This is a genomic window from Lutimonas sp., from assembly GCF_051011215.1.
GTDB lineage: Bacteria > Bacteroidota > Bacteroidia > Flavobacteriales > Flavobacteriaceae > Lutimonas.
Genome location: NZ_JBPCUJ010000042.1, coordinates 1 through 25,967, shown reverse-complemented (window position 1 = coordinate 25,967; position 25,967 = coordinate 1). Strand labels below are relative to the sequence as shown.

19 protein-coding genes are annotated in these 25,967 nt (G+C 37.8%); 7 read left to right on the top strand and 12 right to left on the bottom strand.

Translation table 11 applies throughout. The features are described 5' to 3' along the window. Positions 1 to 158: 158 nt before the first annotated feature. Positions 159 to 527 (bottom strand): hypothetical protein, encoded by a 369-nt coding sequence (locus ACR2MV_RS04535; RefSeq protein WP_434020715.1) that lies wholly within the window; start codon positions 525 to 527, stop codon positions 159 to 161. A gap of 84 nt (positions 528 to 611) precedes the next feature. Beyond that, positions 612 to 2,009: a hypothetical protein gene (locus tag ACR2MV_RS04530; protein WP_434020714.1), complete on the bottom strand. Its 1,398-nt coding sequence runs from the start codon at positions 2,007 to 2,009 to the stop codon at positions 612 to 614. A 271-nt stretch (positions 2,010 to 2,280) separates the two neighbouring features. Here ACR2MV_RS04530 and ACR2MV_RS04525 point away from each other — a divergent pair, with 271 nt between their 5' ends. Beyond that, entirely contained in the window at positions 2,281 to 2,799 is a 519-nt protein-coding gene (locus ACR2MV_RS04525; RefSeq protein WP_434020713.1) for a YSC84-related protein, read from the top strand. 119 nt (positions 2,800 to 2,918) lie between these two features. Here ACR2MV_RS04525 and ACR2MV_RS04520 read toward each other — a convergent pair whose 3' ends face one another. From ACR2MV_RS04520 to ACR2MV_RS04510, 3 genes are all read right to left on the bottom strand, one after another. Further along, positions 2,919 to 5,255: a patatin-like phospholipase family protein gene (locus tag ACR2MV_RS04520; RefSeq protein ID WP_434020712.1), complete on the bottom strand. Its 2,337-nt coding sequence runs from the start codon at positions 5,253 to 5,255 to the stop codon at positions 2,919 to 2,921. A gap of 112 nt (positions 5,256 to 5,367) precedes the next feature. Next, on the bottom strand, positions 5,368 to 6,354 hold the full coding sequence (locus ACR2MV_RS04515; protein ID WP_434020711.1) for an NAD-dependent epimerase/dehydratase family protein: 987 nt from the start codon (positions 6,352 to 6,354) through the stop codon (positions 5,368 to 5,370). A gap of 56 nt (positions 6,355 to 6,410) precedes the next feature. Then, on the bottom strand, positions 6,411 to 7,196 hold the full coding sequence (locus ACR2MV_RS04510) for a hypothetical protein (RefSeq protein WP_434020710.1): 786 nt from the start codon (positions 7,194 to 7,196) through the stop codon (positions 6,411 to 6,413). Between the two features lie 232 nt (positions 7,197 to 7,428). On the opposite strand from ACR2MV_RS04510, the gene ACR2MV_RS04505 reads away from it, so the two are divergent. Together ACR2MV_RS04505 and ACR2MV_RS04500 are read left to right on the top strand one after the other, a co-directional pair. After that, on the top strand, positions 7,429 to 8,184 hold the full coding sequence (locus ACR2MV_RS04505; RefSeq protein WP_434020709.1) for a hypothetical protein: 756 nt from the start codon (positions 7,429 to 7,431) through the stop codon (positions 8,182 to 8,184). 171 nt (positions 8,185 to 8,355) lie between these two features. Continuing rightward, complete coding sequence (locus ACR2MV_RS04500; RefSeq protein ID WP_434020708.1) at positions 8,356 to 9,393, top strand: hypothetical protein; 1,038 nt, start codon at positions 8,356 to 8,358, stop codon at positions 9,391 to 9,393. A 21-nt stretch (positions 9,394 to 9,414) separates the two neighbouring features. On the opposite strand, the gene ACR2MV_RS04495 is transcribed toward ACR2MV_RS04500, so the two are convergent. Next, the gene (locus ACR2MV_RS04495) at positions 9,415 to 10,098 is read right to left on the bottom strand and encodes an arylesterase (RefSeq protein WP_434020707.1); all 684 of its coding nucleotides are present in this window, start codon (positions 10,096 to 10,098) and stop codon (positions 9,415 to 9,417) included. A gap of 67 nt (positions 10,099 to 10,165) precedes the next feature. Between ACR2MV_RS04495 and ACR2MV_RS04490 the strand changes: the two genes are divergently transcribed. The 3 genes from ACR2MV_RS04490 (at position 10,166) to ACR2MV_RS04480 (ending at position 14,235) form a co-directional block, all read left to right on the top strand. Then, positions 10,166 to 10,849 (top strand): ABC transporter ATP-binding protein, encoded by a 684-nt coding sequence (locus tag ACR2MV_RS04490; protein WP_434020706.1) that lies wholly within the window; start codon positions 10,166 to 10,168, stop codon positions 10,847 to 10,849. 11 nt (positions 10,850 to 10,860) lie between these two features. Beyond that, positions 10,861 to 13,398 carry an ABC transporter permease gene (locus tag ACR2MV_RS04485; protein WP_434020705.1) on the top strand — a complete coding sequence of 846 codons (2,538 nt, stop codon included), beginning with the start codon at positions 10,861 to 10,863 and terminating at the stop codon, positions 13,396 to 13,398. A gap of 78 nt (positions 13,399 to 13,476) precedes the next feature. Further along, the gene (locus tag ACR2MV_RS04480; protein WP_434020704.1) at positions 13,477 to 14,235 is read left to right on the top strand and encodes a ThuA domain-containing protein; all 759 of its coding nucleotides are present in this window, start codon (positions 13,477 to 13,479) and stop codon (positions 14,233 to 14,235) included. A 37-nt stretch (positions 14,236 to 14,272) separates the two neighbouring features. On the opposite strand, the gene ACR2MV_RS04475 is transcribed toward ACR2MV_RS04480, so the two are convergent. After that, on the bottom strand, positions 14,273 to 16,078 hold the full coding sequence (locus ACR2MV_RS04475) for a serine hydrolase (protein ID WP_434020703.1): 1,806 nt from the start codon (positions 16,076 to 16,078) through the stop codon (positions 14,273 to 14,275). A gap of 182 nt (positions 16,079 to 16,260) precedes the next feature. On the opposite strand from ACR2MV_RS04475, the gene ACR2MV_RS04470 reads away from it, so the two are divergent. Further along, positions 16,261 to 17,301 (top strand): DUF481 domain-containing protein, encoded by a 1,041-nt coding sequence (locus tag ACR2MV_RS04470; RefSeq protein ID WP_434020702.1) that lies wholly within the window; start codon positions 16,261 to 16,263, stop codon positions 17,299 to 17,301. 126 nt (positions 17,302 to 17,427) lie between these two features. Here ACR2MV_RS04470 and ACR2MV_RS04465 read toward each other — a convergent pair whose 3' ends face one another. The 5 genes from ACR2MV_RS04465 to ACR2MV_RS04445 all read right to left on the bottom strand — a co-directional run. Beyond that, complete coding sequence (locus tag ACR2MV_RS04465) at positions 17,428 to 18,369, bottom strand: radical SAM protein (RefSeq protein WP_434020701.1); 942 nt, start codon at positions 18,367 to 18,369, stop codon at positions 17,428 to 17,430. Continuing rightward, positions 18,362 to 19,690 (bottom strand): asparagine synthase-related protein, encoded by a 1,329-nt coding sequence (locus ACR2MV_RS04460; protein WP_434020700.1) that lies wholly within the window; start codon positions 19,688 to 19,690, stop codon positions 18,362 to 18,364. The genes ACR2MV_RS04465 and ACR2MV_RS04460 overlap by 8 nt, the downstream gene beginning before the upstream one ends. A gap of 88 nt (positions 19,691 to 19,778) precedes the next feature. Next, a complete protein-coding gene (locus ACR2MV_RS04455) occupies positions 19,779 to 21,431 on the bottom strand; it encodes a CRTAC1 family protein (protein ID WP_434020699.1) in 1,653 nt (550 codons plus the stop codon). After that, positions 21,432 to 24,986 (bottom strand): FG-GAP-like repeat-containing protein, encoded by a 3,555-nt coding sequence (locus ACR2MV_RS04450; protein ID WP_434020698.1) that lies wholly within the window; start codon positions 24,984 to 24,986, stop codon positions 21,432 to 21,434. A gap of 61 nt (positions 24,987 to 25,047) precedes the next feature. Further along, positions 25,048 to 25,967: ABC transporter substrate-binding protein (locus ACR2MV_RS04445; RefSeq protein ID WP_434020697.1), on the bottom strand; the 920-nt coding region annotated here is incomplete at its 5' end.

The following is a 25,967-nucleotide window of genomic DNA, read 5'->3' as shown; positions in this document are numbered from 1 at the left end:
ACCTCGGAAATGAACGAAGTTGCTATGACAACTTCAAATTCTCAAAGGATACAGTAAAACTTTTTATTAGATCTTACGGGTTTTGCAAATGTTGAGGGGCATTAGAGCAAATGTATTAAAGTTGACGCAGATCCGTGAGATCTTTCCGATCTGACATCCTAGGTTTTTATTCCTTCATTAAGATTTTTGTCAGGATTGTTTTTTACGTTTCGTATAAATGCAATTACAAAGCCGAGCTTCAAGACGAGTCCAATACCCATCATATAAACGGCAAACCATATATCCTCATAGCTTCTCTTCAAATACAAACCGCTAAGAAATAAGATTAAGCCAAGAACTAATAGTATCAATTCTTTCCCGGGGACATATGCACCACTTTTCCCTAACATCACAATATAAAAGGTCTTTAGTCCAACACCTGTTAAAATCAAGGTTAACCCCAAGGCATTAAACGTGGTCATATTCTTTATCAAAATACCAGAAATCAGTAATAGAATCCCAATAAATAAAATCGGTTTTTTAGTCATCGTTCTACGTAAAACACAAATTTAAGTCAATAGTCTCAAGTAATAAATGACTGATATCATGTCAGCCCAGGCTTTATTAAAATGTTACTTAAACTCGACATCATATCCAAAAATAGGAATCTCTAATCCGACAATAAAACGCCAACGGTTTATTGTTATTCTTGACGGATCACTATTCACAGGAAGGTCAACGTCGTCAAAAGGAAAGTCAATTGGATCACTAAAATCACCCGAAGCGGTAGAATATGTTGTTCCTAGAACAAGTTTCAATTTTTTCATTTTAATATCCAATCCAAAACCAAAATGCAAATAGTCAGCATCGAAATTTGCATCTCTATCTTCATTACCAATAAGGTCAAAAATATTGGCACTTGATTCAACTGGTGAAAAATCTGTAGAAAAACTACCGTATAAATTAATGGTTTCATTCAAATAAAATTCACCACCCAGTCCAAAATTAATTACCGACCTCAGGCTTTCCTGAAATTCAAATCCTACACCATCATCATCTATTGGAGGAATCACCAAACGACTATATTCAGAAATACCTGCATGCCAATCGGCTTTAAAATGCAATTTATTCTTACCAAAAGGCCAACCAACACCTATGGAAATCCCCAAGGGTTCTTTCCTGGAGGTTTCCAGACTTTTAAAATCATAAAATTGAAAATCTTCCTCTTTGGCGATATCTCCGCTTAAGAAGCGCTGGTATTGAAATTTACCATCTCCATAAACTTCAACAAAGGGAAAATCTACATTAAGACCAAAATCAAATTTATCTAATTGCCAGGCAAGACCAAGCTTCCAAAAAACTCCATAAGACGATTGTCCAAACTTTATCTCATTGTTAAATACATCTACTCCAAATGTTGTGTTAGATGAAGCAAACCTTAAATCATATGTTCCGCTGTAATTATAAATTGATACAAAAGTTGAAATCCCGATACTGAAGTTATCCTTTAATTTCGTACCCCATGTAACTCCAAACCACTCATCTGTTTCTTTATTATCCAACTCAAAATTCCCTATCAGTCTATCAAGATCATCAAATTCTTCTTTAAATTCAGTAAGGTCCAGCTCTCTGGTTACATTAAAATTCAATCTTGATCTTTGTTTGGACAAAAAAGAATATGCAAAATGATGATTCTCCCATTTCTCTATATTGAAAGTACCGGCAATTAAACTTGGAACTCCTTCAAATCTTGAATCACTTAACTTTCCATCACGACCAAAGACATTGCTTAATTTTAAAGAATTAACCTGATAAGCCTTCGCGTTAATTGTAAATACCGGATCTTTAATCAATGCAATTCTGGCGGGATTATAATACGTTAATCCCAAATCATCTACACTCCCCGTTACATTTCCGCTTAGTAGAATAGACCTGTTCCCAAAGTTTTCCTGATTATAATATCCCTGACCAACAATCCCTGATGGGATGATAAATATTCCAATAAGTACTAAAAGGATGCCGTTTTTCATGGTTGAAGAACCTGATTCAATAATTAATATTAGACTATTAAAGTTAGCAATAATATTGAAAAATTCATCACATTCATTTAAAATTAAATCACGATTAAAATTTCGTTTTGAGTATGGATTAAATGATAAAAAAGTAATCCATAAAACATATTTGGTTCAAATAGTTTTTGCCGATAACATCCATCTGCAGAATTATTTTTATCAATTTTCAACTACACAATAAAATCATTACCTTTAGACAAATTATATATCAATATTAAAACAATCAACTATGAAATCTAAACTTACGATTATCGCATTATTTTTAATTGCTTTCTCATTTAACGGATTTGCTCAAAAAGATGTTTCTGCTAAATCTGCTGAGGCAATTGAGGAATTTAAAGAAACAAATGACAAAATTAGCAAATATTTCAGCACTGCATACGGTTATGCTGTTTTCCCATCAATTGGTAAAGGCGGCTTAGGAGTTGGTGGCGCAGCAGGAAATGGAACTCTTTACATTGGAGGCAGTATTGTAGGAGACAGTAAAATGTCGCAGGTAACGATAGGTTTTCAAGCCGGTGGTCAAGCTTATTCAGAGATAATTTTCTTCAAAAACAAAGAGGCCTTTGATCGTTTCACAGGAGATAAGTTTGAATTTGCGGCTCAGGCAACTGCAGTAGCGGTTACTGCTGGAGCTTCCTTTGATGTTGATTACAGAGATGGCATCTTGATTTTCACCCATGCAAAAGGCGGATTGATGTACGAAGCATCAGTTGGCGGACAAAAATTTAAATCTGAAATGAGATAAGATTTAAAATAATCTTTTTTACAAAAAAACCTATATGCACCTGCTTATAGGTTTTTTTTTCTAATAATTCTTGTCTCGGTGAATCGCATAAACAGCATCCACAGCGCCAAAAAATTGAGCTAGTTGGACCTATTAAATAATAAACCCAGACTAAAAAATACCCTGACTTTATTAATGTCATTTACGTAAGAAACATCAAAATTCAAGGGGCCTAAAAAAGAGTGATACGCAAAATTAATTCCCGTAGAAATAATACTACTCGTTTCTAACGCCTCGGACCATCTGCCATTTGGTGAAAAAGCATTTTCAATATATTCATTAAAGTCATCATATCCTACTGTGGCAATATTCAAATGAGGTGTCAAAAAGAATTTAGAAACAGGGTTCAATTGAACGCCAAAATTCAACTTCATCATTTGACTTACAAAGATTTCATCTTCGTGCAAACCAGGATAAATATACGTGCCTTTTCTAGGTGACAGAACTGTCCCGCCTAAGGCATATAAAGCCGGAAAGCCATATTCAAATACGGAAAAATCATCTCCTTCCAATTCATCTTCAAAAGTAAAAGAAAGATTGGCACCAGCGATCCCCACTACTTTTTTAGAAAAGGCCATCCTGTGTTCAAAGTCAAAATTTAACTTCGTAAAATTATTAGTGGATCCCTTAATATCAGGTCTTTGAATCTCTCCTAAATCAGGCGGCCCAAACTCAACATGTAAATCGTTCAACAACGACCTAGACAAGGCGGCTCTGAAAAAGGTTCCTTTTGTTGCATAAAAAACCTTGTCCATTCTGCGATATAGATAATGGGCACCAATTTCGAAGAAACGATACCTGTAATTATCAAGATTAAATATATTATCCCTAATCTCAGGATCGACTTCAGGCTGCATATTAGTTGTTTCATAGTTTAAATTCATACCTACATAACTATGCATTGAGTTTAAATTCTTATTGAAACTATTCTCGATTTGAAAATATTGTGAATTCATATTATCAGCCAGCTCTCCTTCAAAGTAAAATTTTTGTTCTAAAAACTCTCCTAAAACTTCAGATCGCCACCACCAGGTTTTGTCTTCACTAAATTGCTTTTGGTATTGAACTCTGAATCTTGGCTGTTCAGCAATATCCGCAGTAACCAGAAATCTTGAAGAATTTCCTATTAAATTTCTACCCGTGTAATTAACCATTAATCCGACCCCTCTGTAAGTATCGTAATGTAAGGAACCCTTGATGACACTTTGAGATCGTTCAAACCCTTTTAAATTCAGTTCAAGTTTTCCATCACGAATTCCACCATCATAGGTAATTTGGCTGAATAAATTTGTTCCCATGGCCCTATCGACGCTTGCTATCAATTCTTCTGTAGAATAACGCTCTCCAGGTACAATATTAGCCCTTGCTTTTACCAAATCTAAATTTGCTTCACTGACTCCAATGAAATTAATACTATCTATCAAAAACTGGTTCGGAGTATCCGGAATCTTATGCTCTCTTTGTTTATATTTAGTCAATTGATCGGCCAATTCGACCAAGGCAGCAAGATTGGTTTGAACCGCAATTTTTCCTTCAGCAAATATTTCTTCCGCCTTATCAAAATCACCTGTAGAATATGATAAATTAGGCATATGATCGATTAAAATATCACAAGATTCACGACTTTCAGGATTTTTCAGATTACTGGTCAACATTCCGGCCTGAAATAACAAGGCAGGTATGGAACTGAGTTTATCCTTTTTCTGCATGCCGCCGCCAACATCACTTCCAATTATAAAATCATAGCCCATTTCTTTGGCCCTATCTACGGGGAAATTATTTAGAACACCTCCATCCACGAGTAAAGTGTTTTCATAAGGCATGGGTTGAAATACACCCGGAATAGACATACTCGCTCTCATGGCAAAACCTAATGATCCTTTGTCAAGAAACACCTCTTTACCATTAACAATATCTGTGGTCATTGCTCTATAAGGAATCGGCAGGTCGTCAAAATTCTGTACATTAAACACAGGATACGTATATGAAGAAATAAACTCTCTTAATTTTTGATCCTTTAAAAATCCGGCATTCACCTTGGGCTTACCTTCAATAATATCAAAATCAACCAAATGTCTCTTGAATTCACTTTTTTCCTCCATACTGACGTCAACCAAATTAACATCTCCACCTAATAATTCTGTCCAATTTGCGTTATTTGCCATAACAGCGATGCTATCACCCGAATATCCAACAGCATAAAATCCTCCGACAATACTACCCATACTTGTACCTATAATTATGTCAGGTACAATTCCTAAAGAATCAAGTGCCTGCAACAATGGAATATGAGCAATTCCTTTTGCTCCACCACCGCTTAATACCAGGGCTACTTTGGGTTTCTCTTCCTGTGCATTTACATGTTGACACATAAATGAGACAATAATTGTAAGTATAAAAAACAGTGACTTTTTCATTTTATATTTTTGAGGCTTGATCAATTTAGAGTAAAAGTAAGGTTTATAGTCTAATTAAATGTTCTTAGCATCAGAAACTCATCCTACTGCTCTTTACATTAAAACAAATAGGTTAAGGCCTGTTATAAGCACGGATAATTCTATCCATAAAATCGTTGGTTTCTTTTTTGATGAGCATTCTATCCGGAGCACCTTCAAACCAGTCAATAGTATCTCTTATCCCATCTTTAAATCTAATAACAGGATTAAACTCAGGCACAAATCTCTTTATTTTAGTAGTATCAAAAATGGTACTAACCGCCTTATCCCCGCGTAAACTACCGTCCAGTTGTTCATCAAAACTTCCAAGATAATCAGAAGGAATAAACACTTTAACAGCCTCAACTCCTGTTGTCATTGCAACGGCGTCATATATTTGATTCCAGGTAAGAATTTCATCAGATGTAATATGAAAACTTTGACCAACTGCCTGTTGATGCCCCATAAGGCCAAGAAAACCAACAGCAAAATCTCTGGCATGTGTTATGGTCCACAAGGAAGACCCATCACCATGGACTATAATTGGTTGCTTTCTTTTTATTCTATCGACTATCGTATACTCTGTCCAACCTCCAATGGGTACTGGGATTACGGTATCATACGTTAAAGAGGGACGAACAATGGTAATAGGAAAACCTTGATTTCTATACAAATCGGTTAGTTGATCTTCACATGCAATTTTCTTCCTTGAGTAGTCCCAAAATGGATTGACCAAAGGAGTCGATTCGGTAATAACAGGATGTGATAGCGGTTTTTGATAGCAGGAAGCTGAACTTATAAAAACATATTGATCCGTTTTATCGCGAAATAATCTGAAATCTCTCTTGATATCTTCTGGTTCAAAGGCAATCCAGTTTACGACTGCATCAAAATGATGGCCTTTGATTAATTCCTTTACCTTGCCTTCATCATTAATATCAGCAACCAGACTTACAGCACCTTCCGGAACAGTTTGTCCCTTGGCTCTTGTAAGCAAAAAAATATCAATGCCTCTTTGAATTGCCAACCGCGTGCTCGAAAGCGAAATATTTCCTGTACCTCCAATGAATAAAACTTTCATACTGACAACTTTGATTTCGCCTTAAAAATAATCAATAAAAAGTAAAGAAACTGACCCTATTGATTCTGAATTCTTTCTCTGATATAATTATCCTTTTCTTTAATAAGAATATCGATGACTTCCATAATTCTTCCTTCGACATAAAGGTTTATGATGTCTTTTTTCTGACAATACCGAATGAATGGTTCAATGTGCTGCGGTGGAATACCCAATTGTTCCCTAAAAACATCTACGCCAATGTCTTTTCGAATATTATCTGTTGCCGCTCTTTTTTGCTGCAGTAGATTTGCTTCTTTTTGCCTTTCTACTCGTTTCTTCTTACCAATCATTGACACAAGATTAACAAGGTTTGCGGAGGGAACCACATAATTTGAACTTGTAGGATCATCATACCCTTGATTTGAAAAATTGACAGCTTCTTCACCCATTAAAGGCAAAGAATCATTGAGTCTTTTTGTATCTATGTAAAATAACCCGTCCAGATCATGTCCTTTCAGCTCAATCTCACTTAATTCTTCAATTCTTGACTTCAATTCAACCTTAATCACCCTTCTTTTTAAAGCTTCTCTGTCTATTACAATTCCCAAGGTATGAAACTGAATTCCGGAAAATATCAGAGTGTCATTTGCAGACACGGTAATTGCAAATTCCCCTTCAAGATTACTGACGGTTCCTTTCCTGGTACTTAAATTCAAAATATGAATGTCGGGTAATTTCACCGAATCACTTTGTACGATTCCCGCAACCAACACTGGTTCCTGTGCCCATAATTTTCCTGTAATACTACAAATTAACAGCAGTATAAGCAACGCTACATTCTTAGATAAAATTGACTTATTCACCCGAACCATACATCTTCAAACCTTATTTTAGCAGGAATAATTTCTCCGCCAGAGAATCAGGAACAATAATACCAAAAACCTGTGAGATTCTAATTTTTGAACCTAAATTATTAACAGAAATTTATGAGCTGAATCTGATATTCGAGTTCTGCATGCCAATAATTCTAATTTAGAAATTCTTAATTTATATATTTACCTCCTTTAAACTCCTGTACAACCAAACTTTATCATCATGAAAAAATTAATCATTTTTTGCTTCTTTATTCTAGTCACCGCTTCTTTGTTGGCCCAAAAAAAAGAAAAGCTTTCACCGGTCGAATTAATGTTTGAATATTATGATGAAGAATTTAAACCCTTCAATAAAGGAAAATGGTTTACAGCATTAACGTTTAATATTGAAGACACGAATCTTAAAAGCGATAATAAATATATTGGATTTGACAATATTATTGAAGGGAGCGAATTTAATTATGAAGTTAAAATCAAGGGTGGCTATTCGGTTGGAAATTATAGTTTTTTCGGGTTGGGAATAACCCATGGCAGAGACAAATCAGAAGGTAGAGGTATCATTATCCTGGATACCATCTCCAGTGAATCCGTCGCTCATAAAAATGTTATCTCTCCGTTTATGAGAAATTACTATCCCTTATCAAAAAACCAGCGTCTCAGTTTTTTTAATGAGGTGAAAATGGATTTTGGATTTGGTAATTCTGAAACGAAGAGTTTTGAAAACAGTGAAGAAACAGAAAGAGAAACTACAAATGATTTTCTATTTGGTATTGGCATTAGCCCCGGAATAACCTTTTTTGCCTTGGAAAGTTTTGCCTTTGAAATTCAGCTGGATGTTTTAGGCTATGAATATGAACGATCAAAAACAACGGACGACGAAGGAAATGAATTCACATCAGATTCTCATAATGTGAATTTCACCCTTGATCTGTTATCTTTAAATTTTGGACTCGCTTATTATTTTGGTGCAAAGAATTAGATGCTATATGATACACCTTCTTTTTTCTTAGCGGCAGCTTAAAAATATGCATGGGCAACTGGAATTCAATTAATTATTCCAAAAAACAAATTTTCATCTAAGATTTTAGTATATTTAATTGATTATTAGCAATTTAAATACAATGCTGTAATGAAATCAATTTTATGCTTCATGCTACTTTTCTCGATTGGGACCTATGCTCAGGTACATTCTGGTGATCTGCATAAAAACCAGCATGAACTTTCTCCCCTTTTTAAAGAAGATTCCATCTTAAAAGTTAAGTTCAATTACTCTAAAAAAGATGTTCTGGCCTATACCAATGATTCTACTTACATCCAAACAGAACTGAACTATTCAAACGAAAGCGGAAGCATAACCTCCATTAAAATTAATATTCGGGCCAGAGGAAATTATAGACGACTTCACTGTTACTACCTCCCACTATGGGTCAAGATTGATAAAAAACATTCAAAAGGAACAATTTTTGAGCAGGACAGAAAACTCAAAATGGTACTTCCATGCTTAAAATCTACACGATCAAATGACCATGTGATAAAAGAACTTCTGGCGTACAAAATTTATGAACTAATATCACCTTATCATTTTGAAACAAAAATGCTGGCCATCGAGTTACATGAAGAACGAGGAAAAAAATCCTTGGATCATGATCTAATAGGATTTCTCATTCAAGATGATAAAAAGCTGGCTGCTGCAAGTGGAGGTAAGATTGTTAAAAGAAGAATTCATCCAAATGCACAAGATCCTATAAGTTCTACCCGCAATGACATGTTTCAGTACATGATTGGCAACACTGACTATTCACTGGCCTATCAACACAATGAAAAACTATTCTATTTGGACAAAAAATTCGTCCCTGTTCCTTATGACTTTGATATGTCAGGCCTTGTCAATGTCAGCTATGCGGTGGTATCTGAAATAAAAAACAAAACCCTTCCTATCTCAAATGTTACGACTCGATTATATAGAGGTTTTCAACAAAAGGAAAGTGTAATTCAACAGGTGAGACAGGAATACATCAAAAAAGAAGAAGATATCTTTCAAACAATCGACACATATGAAAGTTATTTTAAGGACCCAAAAGAGTTTAAAGAAGCGCGAGATTATTTAGAAGGCTTTTTCAAAATTATCAAGGATGACAAAAAATTTCAATCCAGGATTATTGACAAAGCCAGAACCAAGCTCGATTAGAAGAACGCCTGTCAATTGACCTTACAGTACTTTCTGAAGGACTTGCCAAACATTCTCAGCGACAATTCGCTGCCCTTCAGCCGTTGGATGAATTCCATCGGGCTGGTTCAGGTTGGAGTCTCCTGCTACGTCCTGTAACAGAAAAGGAATCAGTTCAATGCTATTCTCAGTTGCCAAATCAGGAAAGATATTCTTAAAATCACGTACATAATCAACACCCATATTTGGTGGTATCTGCATTCCTGCCAATACAATAATCACCTCTGAATTATGTTCCTTCACTTCGATGATCATCTTTTGAAGATTCTTCTTTGTTTCATCTAAAGGAATGCCTCTTAGGCCGTCATTAGCACCTAACTCCAACACAAAAACATCTATTTTTTGCTTTAACAACCACGATAATCTATTTTCTCCACTTGCCGTTGTTTCGCCACTTAGACCGGCGTTAATCACATTAAAACTCAAGTTGGCAGAATCCAGTTTTTGTTGTATCAAAGCCGGAAATGCCTCTTCAACTTCCAAGCCCATACCTGCCGTTAAGCTATTGCCAAAAAACAAAATCGTCTTGGTTGAACTTTTGGATTCAGACACTTTTTTAACAGGCGTTGATTCTAATGGAACCTTTTCTTCTTTAGCAGATCCACCAGCGCAAGACATCAGTAAAATCAGCAAAGACAAATAACAAAACTTTAACACATCACGCATAAGTAGTCAAATTTAATTTTAATCATTTTCCTTATCTTTCTGCACCTTACAAAAAGACGATAAAAGAATGACAAATATATTAAATGTAAAGAATCTTGAGAAGACATATAAAAGTGGTGAAAAAGAATTAAAGGTTCTTGACGACATATCATTCTCTATACATACCGGTGATACTTTTGCCATTGTTGGACCTTCAGGAAGTGGAAAAACAACTTTACTCGGACTTTGTGCGGGGCTTGATCAATCAGATCAAGGTGAAATAGAACTTTGCGGCACATCAATCAACTCGCTGGGAGAAGATGAAAGAGCGCTATTAAGAAATCGCGAAGTAGGATTTATTTTTCAGGACTTTCAATTATTGCCAACATTAACAGCCCTAGAAAATGTGACGGTCCCTTTGGAATTAAAAGGACTAAAGAAACCGGAAATCATTGCCAAAGAATTGTTGCAAAAAGTTGGATTAGGCGACAGAATGGATCACTATCCGTCTCAGTTATCGGGTGGAGAACAGCAACGAGTTGCATTGGCCAGAGCCTTCTCTAACAAACCAAAAATATTATTTGCAGATGAACCAACTGGAAATCTTGACGCTGAAACCAGTGAGAAGGTAGTTCAATTACTTTTTGACCTGAATAAAGAAGCTGGAACCACCTTGGTGATTGTCACGCATGACATGGAACTTGCACGTATGAATAAACGCATATTGAGGCTTCAAAGAGGAAAAATCATGAGAGAACAAAGCGTTTTATAGAATTGAGAACTATGCAGAAATCTAAAGCAGGTACCAAGTGGTTGTTCAAAATGGCATGGAGAGATGCCAAGGCCAGTTATAAAAGATTATCTCTTTTTATGGCTTCTATAGTTCTTGGAATAGGAGCCGTTGTTTCGATACAATCTTTTGGCGAAAACCTGAAATCAAACATTGAATTACAATCGAAGGCCCTGATGGGTGCAGATTATATTATTGATAGCCGACATGCTCCCAATGAGCGTGTCCAGGGCATCATTGATTCTTTAGGAGGCGCGGATGCCCGTGAAATAAATTTTGCTTCCATGGGCTTTTTCCCTAAAAACGGAGGAACAAAACTGGTTCGTGTGAAGGGGCTGGAAGGCGATTTCCCTTTTTATGGTGATTTTGAAACTACACCAAACTCAGCAGGAAGCAGTTATCAGCAGGAGGGCAAAGCCCTGGTTGATGCAACACTCATGCTACAATATGACATACAAGCAGGTGACAGTATAAAAATTGGGAATGTAACTTTTCCGATTGCCGGATCTTTAGATGCCGCACCTGGCACAGGCGGATTTTCCAGCGGCATCGCACCAACGGTGTACATCCCGTATCGATATATAGAACAAACTGGATTAATTCAGGTGGGTAGTCGCCTGGAATACCAGTATTACTTTGTTGCGTCTGAGGAAACCGATCTTGTTGCCTTACATGAAAAATTGGACCCGGTACTGGATGCCGAAGAGGCCGATATGGATACCCATATCGATTCTAGTCAGCAATTGGGACAGCGATACCAGAATTTTGGTGTCTTTTTGAACCTGGTAGCCTTTATTGCCCTTTTGTTGGGCTGTGTTGGCATTGCCAGCTCCGTGAATATTTACGTCAAAGAGAAGTTGCGTTCGGTAGCTGTTTTAAAATGTCTCGGTGCCACAAGGAAACAAAGCTTTCTGATATTTTTAATTCAAATCATGGGTATGGGTTTCTTTGGGGGCTTACTAGGCTCTTTACTCGGAATTTTTCTACAGGAATTGTTTCCTTATATACTCAGTGATATGCTGCCCTTTGCCATTGAAACGACCATCTATCCGGCCTCAGTTATTGTCGGTATTGTTTTAGGTGTTTTTATGTCCATGTTGTTCGCGCTGATCCCATTATTGAGTACCTGGTTTGTTTCTCCTTTGCGTGTACTAAGAATAGAAGAATCGACGAATGAAAAATCTAAAAAGGCCAATTTTCTGGTGCTTGGCATCATTCTCTTATTCATGTACGGTTTTTCTTATTGGCTGTTAAACAATTGGAAATATTCTCTCTATTTTATCCTGGGAATATTGATTACATTTTTAGTTTTAGTGGCTATTACCAGGTTATTCATGAAACTGATCAAAAATTTCTTTCCGAGTTCCTGGGGATTTATTTCTCGTCAAAGCCTGCTAAATTTATTCAGACCTCAAAATCAAACCATGACCTTGATTCTGGCCATTGGGGTAGGTACCTTTCTAATCAGCACCCTGTACTTTACCAAAGATATGCTATTGGCCAAATTATCGTTTGAAAGCAGCGATAATACTCCAAATATCATTTTAATGGATGTGCAAAATGATCAAAAAGATGAGGTGGCCAAGACCTTGGGTAATGTGATCGACAACATTCCAATTGTTACCATGAGGGTGCATAGCATCAAGGGACAGACTGCCAATGAAATTCGTAAAGACACGACCAGCAGGGTTAATGACTGGATGTTAAATCACGAATTTAGAGTGACCTATAGAGATTCATTAATAGCATCAGAGTCCTTGGTAAATGGAGACTGGGTAGCTTCTGAAAAATACGACCCTGAAAAACCTGTATCGATTTCAATTGCAGAAAGTATTGAGAGGGACGGGGTTTTAAAAGTTGGTGACACCCTGGTTTTTAATGTACAAGGGGTACTCATGACTACAAAGGTGGCTAATATCAGAAAAGTAGACTGGGGAAGGATGCAGCTTAATTTTTCCATCGTTTTCCCAACAGGAATTCTAGAAACTGCTCCTCAATTTAACGTATTGTCCACTCATGCAGCAGATGAAAAAGAATCTGCAAAACTTCAGAGTGAACTCATAAAGCAATTTCCCAATATTTCAATTATTGATTTCAGACAGATTCTTGTGCTTATAGAAAGCGTCTTGAATAAAATCTCCTGGGTGATTAATTTTATGGCCATCTTCAGCATTTTCACAGGTATTATCGTCTTAATCGGTGCAGTAAGAACCAGCAAATTTCAAAGAATCAGAGAAAATGTACTTCTACGAACTCTTGGAGGAACCAGTAAGCAAATATTAAAAATCACAGCACTTGAATATATATACCTGGGTGTATTAGGTAGCTTAAGCGGTATTTTACTTTCCTTGGTGAGTGCTCAGACATTGGCCTATTTTATTTTTGATCTTGCCTTTGTTCCCTCAAGCTTTCCGTTTTTAGTTTTGTTCCCCGGAATTAGCCTGCTGGTTTTGGCGATAGGCCTTATGAACAGCAGAAGTGTGTTAAGGAGTCCTCCACTACAGGTTTTAAGAAAGGAAGCAGGAAGTTGATAATACAGGCTTTTCAGGAATTTTATTTTTCTTTAATTTACGTTATCTTTCTGCACCCTAACCTAATCCAATAAGAACATGATACGCCGAAACTTTTTACTGTTCATTTTTTTCATCTGCCAGAGTTTTCTTGCAGCAGGTCAATCAGAGAATTCAGAATACGACATCTCCCTTAAAGATAAAAATGTGCTTATTGTCTGGGGTGGATGGGATGGACACAAGCCAGATGTCTTTGCCAAAAGAATGTCAGTCTGGGCAAAAAAAATGGGGGCCACAGTGCTTGTATCCGATTCTTTAGGAGTCTATGCCAATCCGGAATTGATGGCCAAACAGGATCTTATCATTCAATATTGGACCATGGGCGAAATCACAAAAGAACAAAGTGAAGGACTCATTGCAGCTGTAAAAAGCGGGACACCAATTGTAGGCTGCCATGGAGGTCTGGGTGATTCCTTTAGAAACAATACTGAGTATCAGTATATGATTGGAGGTCAGTGGGTATCTCATCCTGGAGGGAAAATAAACTATACGGTACAAATCAGCAACACCGGTGACCCTGTCACAAAAGATCTGGTCGATTTTGAAATTAAAAACACCGAACAATATTATATGCATGTTGACCCGAATGTACGTGTATTGGCGACCACCACTTTCAACGCAGATCACGATACCTGGATTGATGGAAATTCAATGCCGGTTGTATGGAAAAAACATCATGATAAAGGACGAATCTTCTATATGTCCATTGGACATAATCCAGAAGATTTTGATCACCCTTCCGTATGGACCATGCTAACACGAGGCATCGATTGGGCCGTATATGGAGAAAAGGAATAAGGTTTCTAAAATCGCGTCGATAGAATTAATTCTTCATCTAATTTTTCATATCATCGATCATATCCTGAGCATGCGTGTTCTGAGGATTCAAATCAAGCGATTTTTGATAATTTGCTATGGCTAGATCATATTCTTTATTGATCATACAAGCTTCAGCAAAACTGTCATATACATTAAAACTATCCGGATATAAAACCGTATTCACACTAAAAACGGCCTTGGCCAGTTCTATTTTGTCTTCAGATAATAACATATAGCCTGTGCGATTTAATCTATTCTCGCTAATGGCCTCATCAGCTTCGTCATTTTTTTGGAGTTCTAGATACGCTTCCAATCCAAGTTTATGATCACCGTTTATTAGATACTCCATTGGCAAAGTCTCATCGACAGGTATAGGTTCATACGATCTAAGAACACCATTGTTATATGGGTGTAAATAAGTCATGGTCACTATTTCTGGGTTCTTCTTTAGATCAAAATAAATAGGTTCATTATTCTGGTCACTTATATATGTTGAATCTGTAATTCTGATCAACTCGACTTCCTTCCGTCCAAGTTTTTTCATCATTAGTTTCTCCCCGCTTTTCGTGATCTCAACCAAGTCGTCATTATTTATTTTATACCTGCCTTCAATAGAAGCTACCTCCTCCCAATTCATTTCTTTCTTAGAATGTATCGTTACATAATCATCCCAGTTATATGATAGTGCCACGGACCTGATCAGTTCTGAAATAAAATCAGGATGATTCGAATTCGTTAATACCACTACCCCATATCCTTTGGTTTTATGAGCGATCAACTCGCTGGAAAAACCTTCATCCCAGCCCCCATGTCCAAAATAAATCTCATCTCCCATTTTATTAATAAACAAGCCCAGGCCATTAAAATCTTCAACAAAAGGAGTCAGCATTTGATTTGCCATTTTTTTGGAAAGTACTTTCTCACTGGTACCCTGAGAAGCCTGTTGAACATCAATAGCGAACTTTGCAAGGTCTTCAGAAGTGGTCCATAGTCCGGCAGCCGCCATCTCAGGATAGGTATGTCTTTTACCCTTGGTCATGGACCCATCCGGTAAATATCCGGTTGCAGCCACACCCAACATTTCACTATGTAAAGGCTGATCATAGGTACTGTTAATCATTTGCAATGGGTTCAAAACAAGTTCAGCCATTAATTCAGGATATGGCTTCCCCATAATATCAATCATCATTTGCTGCATTACCGTATAGCCACCTCCTGAGTATCGAAAGCTCTTTTCAGGCCTTTTATCCACATAAATTGCAGGAGAATTAGCAGGAGGCAATCCATCTAAAACTTCTGTCAATGTGGGAACCTCCAGATCCGGGCTATACCCTAAAAACCCATGTACAGTCAATCCTCCTGTATGACTGAGCAGGTGTTTTAATCCTACTTTTTGTTCCTCAGTAAATTCATTGTCAGGAAGTTTCCACGAGCTAAGGTAGGTGTTTACATTCTCTGTTAAATCTATCTGGCCTTTATCAGCTGCATGTAACGCTCCATAAGCAGCTACGGGTTTACTTATAGATCCGGCCTGAAAGAGTGTTGTCAATGTCACAGGTTCCTTACTCTCTTTATCCATAATACCATAGGCCTTTGACCATGCTATTTTATGATCCTGAATAACCGCTATACTAACTCCCGGGACTCCATAATGTTTCATTCGTTCTTCAATGTTCCAGGTTTTCTGATTCTCAAAATAAACCGGCGGTATTAAATTTGATTCAACAAGTAATTCCTTGTTGTTAACTTCGGTACTTTGGGATCTGTTATTACATGATTGAAATACTAAAAACAGACTTAGGATAGAATATAATATTTTCATTAATCTAGTTGGTTAGGGAGATTGTTTACGTAAAGGACGTTGTTTACATAAAAATGTTACAAAATTCCAAGAATCACTTTGGAAACAGTATTCAGAAGAAAAGAAATTTTACCCGCACTTTTGACGCAACATAGTTCTAGGTTATTTAAAAAATGTATTTTTATTATTCTAAACAAATCTGATTGATCAAACTCAAAACTTATACAGTCCTGCTGATGTTTTTCTCTATGCTGACCTGCTTTCAAAGCTGGGCTCAGAAAACGGATACCATCGTTCATATTAATGGCAATATCTTAACTGGTGATTTTAAAAAAATGAACTATGGTGTTGTTACATGGAAAATGGATGGTATGGGGACCATCAGTTTGGAAGAGCCAAAGATTTCGACCATCATTTCCAGTAAAATTTTTGAGATTAAAATGGAAAGTGGCCGAATCTATTTCGGATCTTTTGAGCCTGCAGAAAAGGAACGTGAAGTCAACTTGATCTTAGTCAACGAGAATATTCTAGTAAAAATTGAAGATATCGTTGAAGTATACCCCATTAAGAATAGTTTTTCAAGACGGCTAAGCGGTAATTTCAATCTTGGGGCCAACTATTCTAAAGGTAGTAATGTTGCTACGCTCGTCTTTTCCGGCAATCTTGAGTATCGGAAACGGAACAGCGACTTCAACCTGACCTGGGATACCAATGACACGTATCAATCAGACACCTTAAGCTCCAGTAAATCAGACATCGCCTTATCCTGGCAAAGAACCTTAAACAAAGGTTGGTATGCAGATGTTACTATCGGTGCCAGTCAAAACCTCCAATTAGGGACAGATCTTCGATGGAGTTTGAATTTGGCCGGAATCAAAGATCTTGCCTATAACGAATGGAATCGCTTATATGCTGCAGCCGGGGTCAATGTATCCCGTGAAATACCGGTTGGAGATGGAGCAATCAGGGATGATTTAGCCGGCCTTTTTCAGGTAAAATGGAAAGTTTATAAGTTATGGAGTCCTAAAGTCTGGGTAGATTCAGACATTATGTATCTTCCTTATTTAACAGGTGGTGATCGATATCGGATCATATTCAATTTAAACCCCAAGGTCAGTATTTTCAGCGATAATTTTAAAATCGGATTCAATTTTTACTATACTTATGACAGTCAACCTCAAAACGTTGATGCTTCTAACGACGATTATGGATTGAATTTACAGTTTACTTATAGTTTAAATTAACTGATTCGGGCTCTGACCTCATTTTTTCATTCTGTTAATCAAGTCGAACACTTTAAAAGATCAGATCACTCTATAAACTTCCAATAGGTCAGCTCATGATAAAAAAGATATGCTTTATTGAGAATTTCAACATGAGCAAGATACTTTCGGAAGTAAAGATTGGTTCTGATTAATACGAATCAATCGATCCACTCTTTGATCAAAACATTGTGAACATTGTGAAAAGAGTTCAAGATCCCAGGTGTCAGCAAAAACCCTTCCTGCATTCAGAGAAATGCCATAATCAACCACTTCTTCCAATGACTTTAATGAAGGCTTTTCAAATTGACCCTGCTTCATTAAAATATCCATGGCGCCATTTCCCGGTCGTACCGGAATAAGGGTACAACATTCAACACCGACATCAAAAGCCAGATCCAGTGATTTTTTAGCCCAGTATACGCCTTCTTCTTCAGTCATAAAAGGAGGTCTCAACAGAATAAATGCACGGGATCTTATATTGTGCTGATTTAGAAATTTTATTGACCTTACAAAATCGTCGACTGTCATTTGTTTATTCAGCTTTTTCAACACCTCTGTATGCACCGTCTCTAATCCGACAGCTACTTCAAGTTCCGGATCAAGCATATCCCTAAAACTCAAACAACTTGCATTGATTAACTTGGGATGCGCTTCAACAACCACAGTCTCAAATCCAGCTGCCATTGCTGCGATAGCTCCATAATCCTCAACGGGAATGGCCTTTGTATCAAAAAAACTGCCACTATTGTATAACTTGAGTTGTTTTATATGCGGCATTTTCCCCAGGGCCCATTTGATTTGCTCAGGCACAGCCCCGACAGGAACAGACTCCTCAGTTGTGTTTTTCCAAAGATCACACATCAAACAACGAAAGGAACATTCCTTATTACTAATAAAAATAATACCGGTATCTACATTTTTTCCAGAAGCAGCTCTTTCCTTTTCGACCAACCATCCATAGGGCCGGTTCATCTGAATCAGATTTCTTTCAGGTCTGTTGGCTTCGATCCAGCCTCTACTCAGTAAAAGCTCCTCCTTGTTACTCATATTTAGACATGAACTCCTTTCTGTAGGTAATATCCTTTTCTGGAAAATGTTTTTTAAAATTATCCGTGGACGCTGCACCATGTTGAAAGCGACGTTTTTCAAAAACAGGCATATCCATTCCTGTCACAGCCTTCACTCCAGCTGCCACGATCTGACCCTTTAAGTCATAAAGCCTTTGATGATCCCAATCGGTTAAATCTATATAAGGAATCCCTTCAGAAATTTCAATTACATTTGGGAGTGTATATGGACTAAATCCTTCAAAATCTAACAGATCTGCCGGAGAAAAAGTACGCATATATCCCCTGCTCAGCCCCCCTGAATATGTTAAAGAGTGTTTAATGGAGTCAACTCCCCAACCCTCATGATACAACATCAGGTTGTTGAGTACACTACGGATGGTCAATTCCGGATTGTCCTCGATCGGGTAATCCTTCAGGTTTTCATCTCCTCCATCTCCATCAATAATATACTTCCAGTCCGGATACCTGGATCTGATACTCTGTAGAAGGGATAAATTCATCGTAGCAGACTGAATATCCAAAGGTTTATAGTCTTCTACAACCTCAATAGCTTCTTTCCAATTGAGAGAATGGTAATCCAATTCAATGGGTTCCAGAAACAATTCCAGGTCCAACGCCCGTAAAAATTTCCGAGCCTGCAGGAGGTCTTCCCCCTCACCTTCCACTGATAAAGTAAAGGCCTTTAAGCGAGAAGGACTTTCTCCCAATTCTCTTAAAGCGTGATAGAGCAACACAAAGATAGATCCACTGTCTATACCGGCAGAAAAAGTAACGCCAACAGGGCCCTCGGTAGCTCTGAACTGAAGCCATTTTTTAATTTCGGCATATACGGCTCCGATATAATCTTTGCCTATTTGCTCCACTTGTTCCGGACGGTAACTATTTCGTTCAGGGGTGAAAAATCGATCATAAACTGGATTTGGATCCGGGCAACCCAACAACTCTATCCTGGTAACATAATGAGCCGGAGCCATTCTTGTATACGAAGGATGAAATTGATCATCAAGTCCTTCCTTTTTTAAATGATTATAAATAACATCTATTCGTTCAGCGATGATCAATTGAGGCCCAACAGCTTGTTTTGCAATAAAATATCTGATTGGCCTTCCAATGGACCTTGCCATTCTTATTGTTTTTCCCTCAACCGCTATCAAACAAAACTGTCCGTCAATTTTTCGTACAGCCTCCAAATCACCAGAATTTAGAATTTTTACAGCCTCTTCATGACTCATATTATAAATGACATTCTTTTTTGGATCTGTCAAATCAACTACCTTGCTTATATACTGACTATTCATGTTGTATTTTTTTATTCTTTTTAATCGATTCTACACGCTTTCTCTCATTTTCATCTTTCTCGGAAATTTCAAAATCCTTATGATAAAACTACTTAAATCCTTTTCCTTTGACAACATTGAGATATTGATTTGCGTGTATTTTTTTATAGATTTCTTCAACCCCGTCCGGCCACTGTATCCTTAATTCATCAATAAGGACATGATCCCCCAATCCCACATGAACACGAGGTTCTTTGTTGGAGAGATAACCACTCGTCCATTGATTGACCAGCACCTGGGTCTTTGTTCCCGTTTGTACCGTTATTTTAGCCCCAATTCCCGAAGCAAGCCCCTGTTCTCCTCGTAAGCTTAATCCGATCCAGTTATTTTGATTTCCCCCATCATTTCTAAGCAAAACGGCTGATGCGGTCAAATCAACGTGAGATATTGAAATATCCAAATCTCCGTCGTTATCATAATCCCAAACCACAAGTCCGCGTCCCGACCTTTTTGTTGAAAAATAATCTCCGTGACTTTTCCCAATATCTTTAAAATTACCCTTCCCATCATTCTCAAGTAACAAAGGGTATTGTAAAATCAATTCTTCAGCTGTACCGTTTGCAGTAACGAGATCTAAGTCTCCATCATTATCAAAGTCAAATAAGGCAGCTCCCCATCCACCTTTACCTGCCATCGGTCCGGCAATACCACTCTTCTCGGTAATATCCTCAAACAATCCATTCCCTTTATTTCGGTATAGTGCGCCGTATTTTAGATCCGAAACAAATATATCCACCAATCCATCCCCGTCTATATCACCTAAAGTCGCGTGCATAGAACCTGTTTCCTGCCCTTTGCTGTTGGCAGCCACACCACTTGCAATTCCAACTTCTTTATAGCTGCCCTTATCATTTCTGAATAAATAATTAAACTGATGATCATTGGCCTGAAAAATATCCAGATCCTTATCATCATCATAATCAAAAACGGTAAGCCCCATGCACTTGGAATCAGGATAAAACAAGCCATTTTTTTCAGTTACTTCTTTAAAGCTTCCATTCTCTTGTTGTTCATATAACATAGAAGCCTGTCCTCTATATTCAGAAGGATGAGGCATCATCCCCGGGGTCTGGGTAGATATATATGCGGGGTCAAAAGCCAGAAAATTACCAACCATAGCATCCAGTCTGCCATCCAGATTAAAATCCCAGAATGAAACACCAATGCTCCATTTCGTAAAACCATTGAGTTTTTCTGGTCCGCCAAGCCCCAGCTGTTCAGTTATATCCGTAAAGGTTCCATCTCCATTGTTGTGATAAAATACATTGGAACCATAATTTAATAGATAAAGGTCTTCAAAACCATCCATATCCATATCAATGGCACCGGCAGCCATACTCCAATGAAGGTCATCAATCCCTGCTTGTTTTCCTACTTCCATAAAGGTACCGTCTCCCATATTTTTGAACAATTTATCACGACTGTTGGTAAACTCAACACCTTCTTTATCAGAAATACCTGGCAAATACGTACCATTCATCATAAATAAATCCATCAAACCATCATTATTAAAATCAAAAACAGTGATTCCCGAACCGCTGCTTTCCAAAATATTTTCATAGGTATAATCGCCAAATGTATAATTGAATTCAATTCCTGATGTGGCTGCCACATCCTTGAATTGTATTTTTTGCTGTGCGAAGATCGAACTTGGAAACCCGAAGAGCGCTATACTATAAAGCAGGAGAATTTTATTTTTCACTTAATTTGGTTTTATTGAGTTCCGAAAGGTCTGATGGTTTACCAATCTGGTATTATATTCTTTATGATATTGCTGCAATATCGAATCCTTGGGATACCTGTCTTTTGCTGCGGGAGGATAGCTGCTCATTCCGTGATATGGCAGGGGTTCTACGGTATGACCTTCTGCCGTGTTGAAATCTCCGTCTTTCACCCAACCCACACTATGAATAAGAAAATCTCGCTTCCAACCCTGTTTAAGAACAGGAAGACCGGTCGCATCAAAGTTAATCGAGGTTTCATCTCCTGAATTAGACACAATATACTGGTTATCTAATGCTCTAACAAGAGACGTCACATCTCCGTATCGGGTATAGCGTCCGGTTAGATCACGCCATTTGCCCTGATCCTGCACCTTTGAATAATCAAACCAATGAGGGCCATATCTACCGCCTTTTCTATAGGATTCAGAAAATCCTCTGTAATGAAGATCAGCGTTCTTCACCTGCATCACATTTGTAATCAAACTATCGTTGACCCGGGCATCTGCAAAGAAAATTTCATCCCAATAAATTTCCATATTCGTTCTTATTCGTATCCGGTGATCCTGACTCAGAAATTTACCTCTGAGATCGACAATAACAGTTTTATCCTTACCCATTGGGAAACTCATCTCTGTATCTACCTGTTGCCAGTCGCCCTTCTCGTTGATCACTTGTATCACCGGAAATTCAAGTTTCAAACTATCCGACTGGGAAAGAGCCACGTTGATACTCGCATCTGTCGGGAAAATCCAGCCTCTTAAAAATAAATGAAGCTCTTCTAATTGTCCGGCAGTGCCCGGATCCAGAATTAAATCATGTTGTTTTGTTATACCCTGAAATTTACCGGGTATCAAATGTGAAAGATACTGATTGTCTTTTGCCAAAATCATAGCTAGCACATTTTTTCCACTTTCATCAATGGCACTAAGTGGTGCATATTTTTCAGTAAGCTCATATAATTTCATTCCCGGAAATGGTGGTGGTCCAAACTGTTCAGGAACAAAAACGGCTACTTCTTCAGGGTGATCCACTGCCACCAATTCCAGCTGATCCAAATAAATCGTCTCCCACAATTCTGAAGTCACCTGAATTGAATACAATCCATCCTTTTCTTTCAATTGACTTTCATCAATTTTAATATAGTCATCAGAGGCTGCAGCAAAGGCATATTTGGTTGTCCCTCCCATAATACCCAATGGCATTCCCAAAGCACTCCGCCATGTAATGTCTTTTACAAATTCGTATTTTTCACCATTCCATGCATATAGAAAAGGGCAGGATCCTTTTAAAGTCTGTGATTCAATCAAGGCCTGATCCGTATCAGGCAGCAAAATATTTTGCGGTACCCCGTTGGTCCAGGTGATCCTTATGACGTCTGCTTTTGGTCTGCTTCCCAACCCAAAATAAATGTCGGGATCAGTAACAACCATACTTTGATACAAATCTCCGGCACGCATTTCAACTTTTACACCAATACCATAATAATTATTCTTAGCACTACCTGTTCTTAAGCCGACCAATTTCATCTTCACATAATGATTCATGTTCCCTCCATCATTTCTCAATAATTTTACACCACCATTAGAAAGTGCTAAAAGAATATCTCTATCGCCATCACCATCATAATCAGGCACCGCCAACTCACAGCCTTCATACGACTCTAAAGGCAACACTTCTGAACTATTACTAAACATTCCTGTACCGTCATTATGATACAATTGCAGACCTGAAGCATTCTTGCTTTTTGATTCTCCAAGAAGTAACACATCCTGAAATCCATCGTTATCAAAATCGAGAAAGGCAACATCTCTTACGGACAGGTCCTGAATCCCTGCAAACACCTTTGCCATTTCCGCAACGGCTTGAAACTTACCTTCTCCTGAGTTCCTGTAAAGCATGCTGTTTTCTCCATCCAGTGAACCAATAAAAACATCTAAAAAACCATCGTTGTTATAATCTGCAATAGCCAGAGAACTACTTCCACTAACAAATTCCAGTCCGGCATCAGCCACCATCTCAAATGTACCCTGTCGCTTATTGGTATACATCAGGATATCACCACTTGCATTAAGAGTGATGATATCAATATCACCGTCATCATCAAAATCTCCAAAAGCAGCATCAATATCATTCTTGTTTTTTTCAGTTGACAGGCCAGATTCTTTTCCAATTTCATCAAACGAACCATCTCCGTTATTTCGAAATATGCTATTACCCTCCCTTGCTACTTGAAAAAGATCAAGATCACCGTCCTGGTCCAAATCAAAAAACAAGGCCTTGTTCACACCGCCACCATATAACTTGGAATTTGGAGATCTGTCTTCAAAAATACCCTTGTCCGCATTTCTATATAACAATGAGTTTTGATCGAGATTAATATATAGATCCAGAAATCCGTCGTTGTCATAATCAGCAAAGGAAGCTCCGATTTCCTTTCCTTTATGGTTCAATCCCAACTGTGAAGAGACATTTCGATATCCTTCGGTGGTATTTGAAAAGAGATAGTGTTCATACGAATTCTGTGCACTATCAAAATTACCTATGTAAAAATCCGTTTTCCCATCGCCATTATAATCTGCCGTTTGTATATGGGTCGTATTTTTGTATTTTTCCAAGTCCGATGACTCCAAAGCTCCCAGATCAAGCCCCAGGCTGGAAGTCACATCTTTAAATTTTATAACTTCTAAAACCGACCTGTCTCCTGTCATCTCATTACTGACCTGCCTATTATAGGTAATCAATGGAAATCCGATTAGAGAGCCACCAGGGCCTTTTAAATCATTAATTCCAGATTGATAGGTATAAGAAACCTTCATGTAATTGTGAAAGACCGTAAAGCTAATCAGTGCCTTTTCGTTGGCCTCATTTTGTAATTGCTCAATCGTTTTCTCGTAATACTCCTTCGCTTCTTTTGGAAATTCAGGAAATTGTCTTTGCATAATTTGCAGTCGAGCTATCGCAATATCAGATGAATTCTCCTCAATGAGAACTTCTGTAAGTTGCAGCTGAGGCACTATATTTTCAGGAGCGTATTCAACCAGATCCTGTAAGTAACGCTTTCTTAATTCCTTGGATTCTTTATTGTTTTCAGCGGAGTACAATTCTGCCAGGTCATAAAGAATTTTAACATGATCGGGTTCAGATTCCAGCGCCTTTCGTAAAATATTTTTGGCTTCCTCTCGTCTTCCATCCATTTGATATACTGTTGACAGCAACAATTTTATATCAGCATCATCAGGATCGATCTTTTCGGCCTTCAACAATTGGGTTTCGGCATCTTTATATTTTCCCATTCGAAGGTACACCAAACCCAGATTTGCATAACCCAACTTATCATCCGGCACCAAACTGATCATTTTAAGGAATTCTTTTTCAGCTTCTTCAAGCTTAAACTCTTCAAGGTAAGCAAGCCCGAGCGTTTGGGTGGTCATCATTTCTATTGCTTTTTTTTGCTTATCAGCTGCCGATTCTTCGCAACCAAAGAGTAAAGGAAAAACAATAAAAAGCACAGATAAAAAAGCAATGTTCTTCATTGGATCAAAGTTAAGTAATAAATAGCGATTTACTTGAAAAATATTTTGATGATCAATTCGATTATTCCCTTATTATTGGTGGTTTCCCCGTACTTTTTCTTCTACCCAGGGAATCAAAGTCAATGACACCTGTAAGACCCTGATACTTAATTTCCAACATACTTTTTTGTAAACTCAAGGATTGACGTTGCGATGTCATCATTGCTTTCGAAATCATCATGATTCCGTCATATACAAAAACTGCCAGGGCATCGGGAGTCCGCTTACAAGCATTTTTATAAGAATCCTGAAAGTCTACAAATTCTGAATCCAAGAAATCCGGAGAAAACAAGGGTCTCCAATGGTTGCTGATGAACCTTTTTTGTTGACTAAAATCCAGCGTTGACTGAGCTGACAGGTGCATATAAACCGGAACTTCATTTTTTGAGCCTTCAAGTTGCTGCTGAATTGTTGATACAGGAACCGTGCTTCCCATTACAAGGATCACATCTGGTTTAAGTTGTTCAATACTATCCAATAAGCCCATTGACTTTAAAGACATCGTGGAAAGTTCCGAAATACGACAATCAATAAATTCTTTGGAAGTGCTTTTTAAACTCTTTAAGGCTTGTTCAGCATCGTAACTACCATCATGTAGTACAACAATATCTTTCAAATAGTTTAGGTCCAGTAAGTCCTCAAGAAGCATAATAGCTTGTTGGTCATCCGTAGGTACCAGGGAAAAAAACCATGGCACGTAGGCTTTGGACAGGGTGGCATCACTTGCCCAGGAGGACAGATATACCACCTGGGTTTTTGCGATTACCTGTTCTGCCAAATGGGAATCCTGACCGTGAATTGCGCCAAGAATCACCTCCACCTTATCCTTAAAAACCAGGTCTACAACTTCTCTTGAACCGGCCCCCCAGGAACCTGCTGCAATGCGAACAATCAATTTTAAAGGTCTGCCATTTATTCCTCCTTTACTGTTGATTTGCTCAA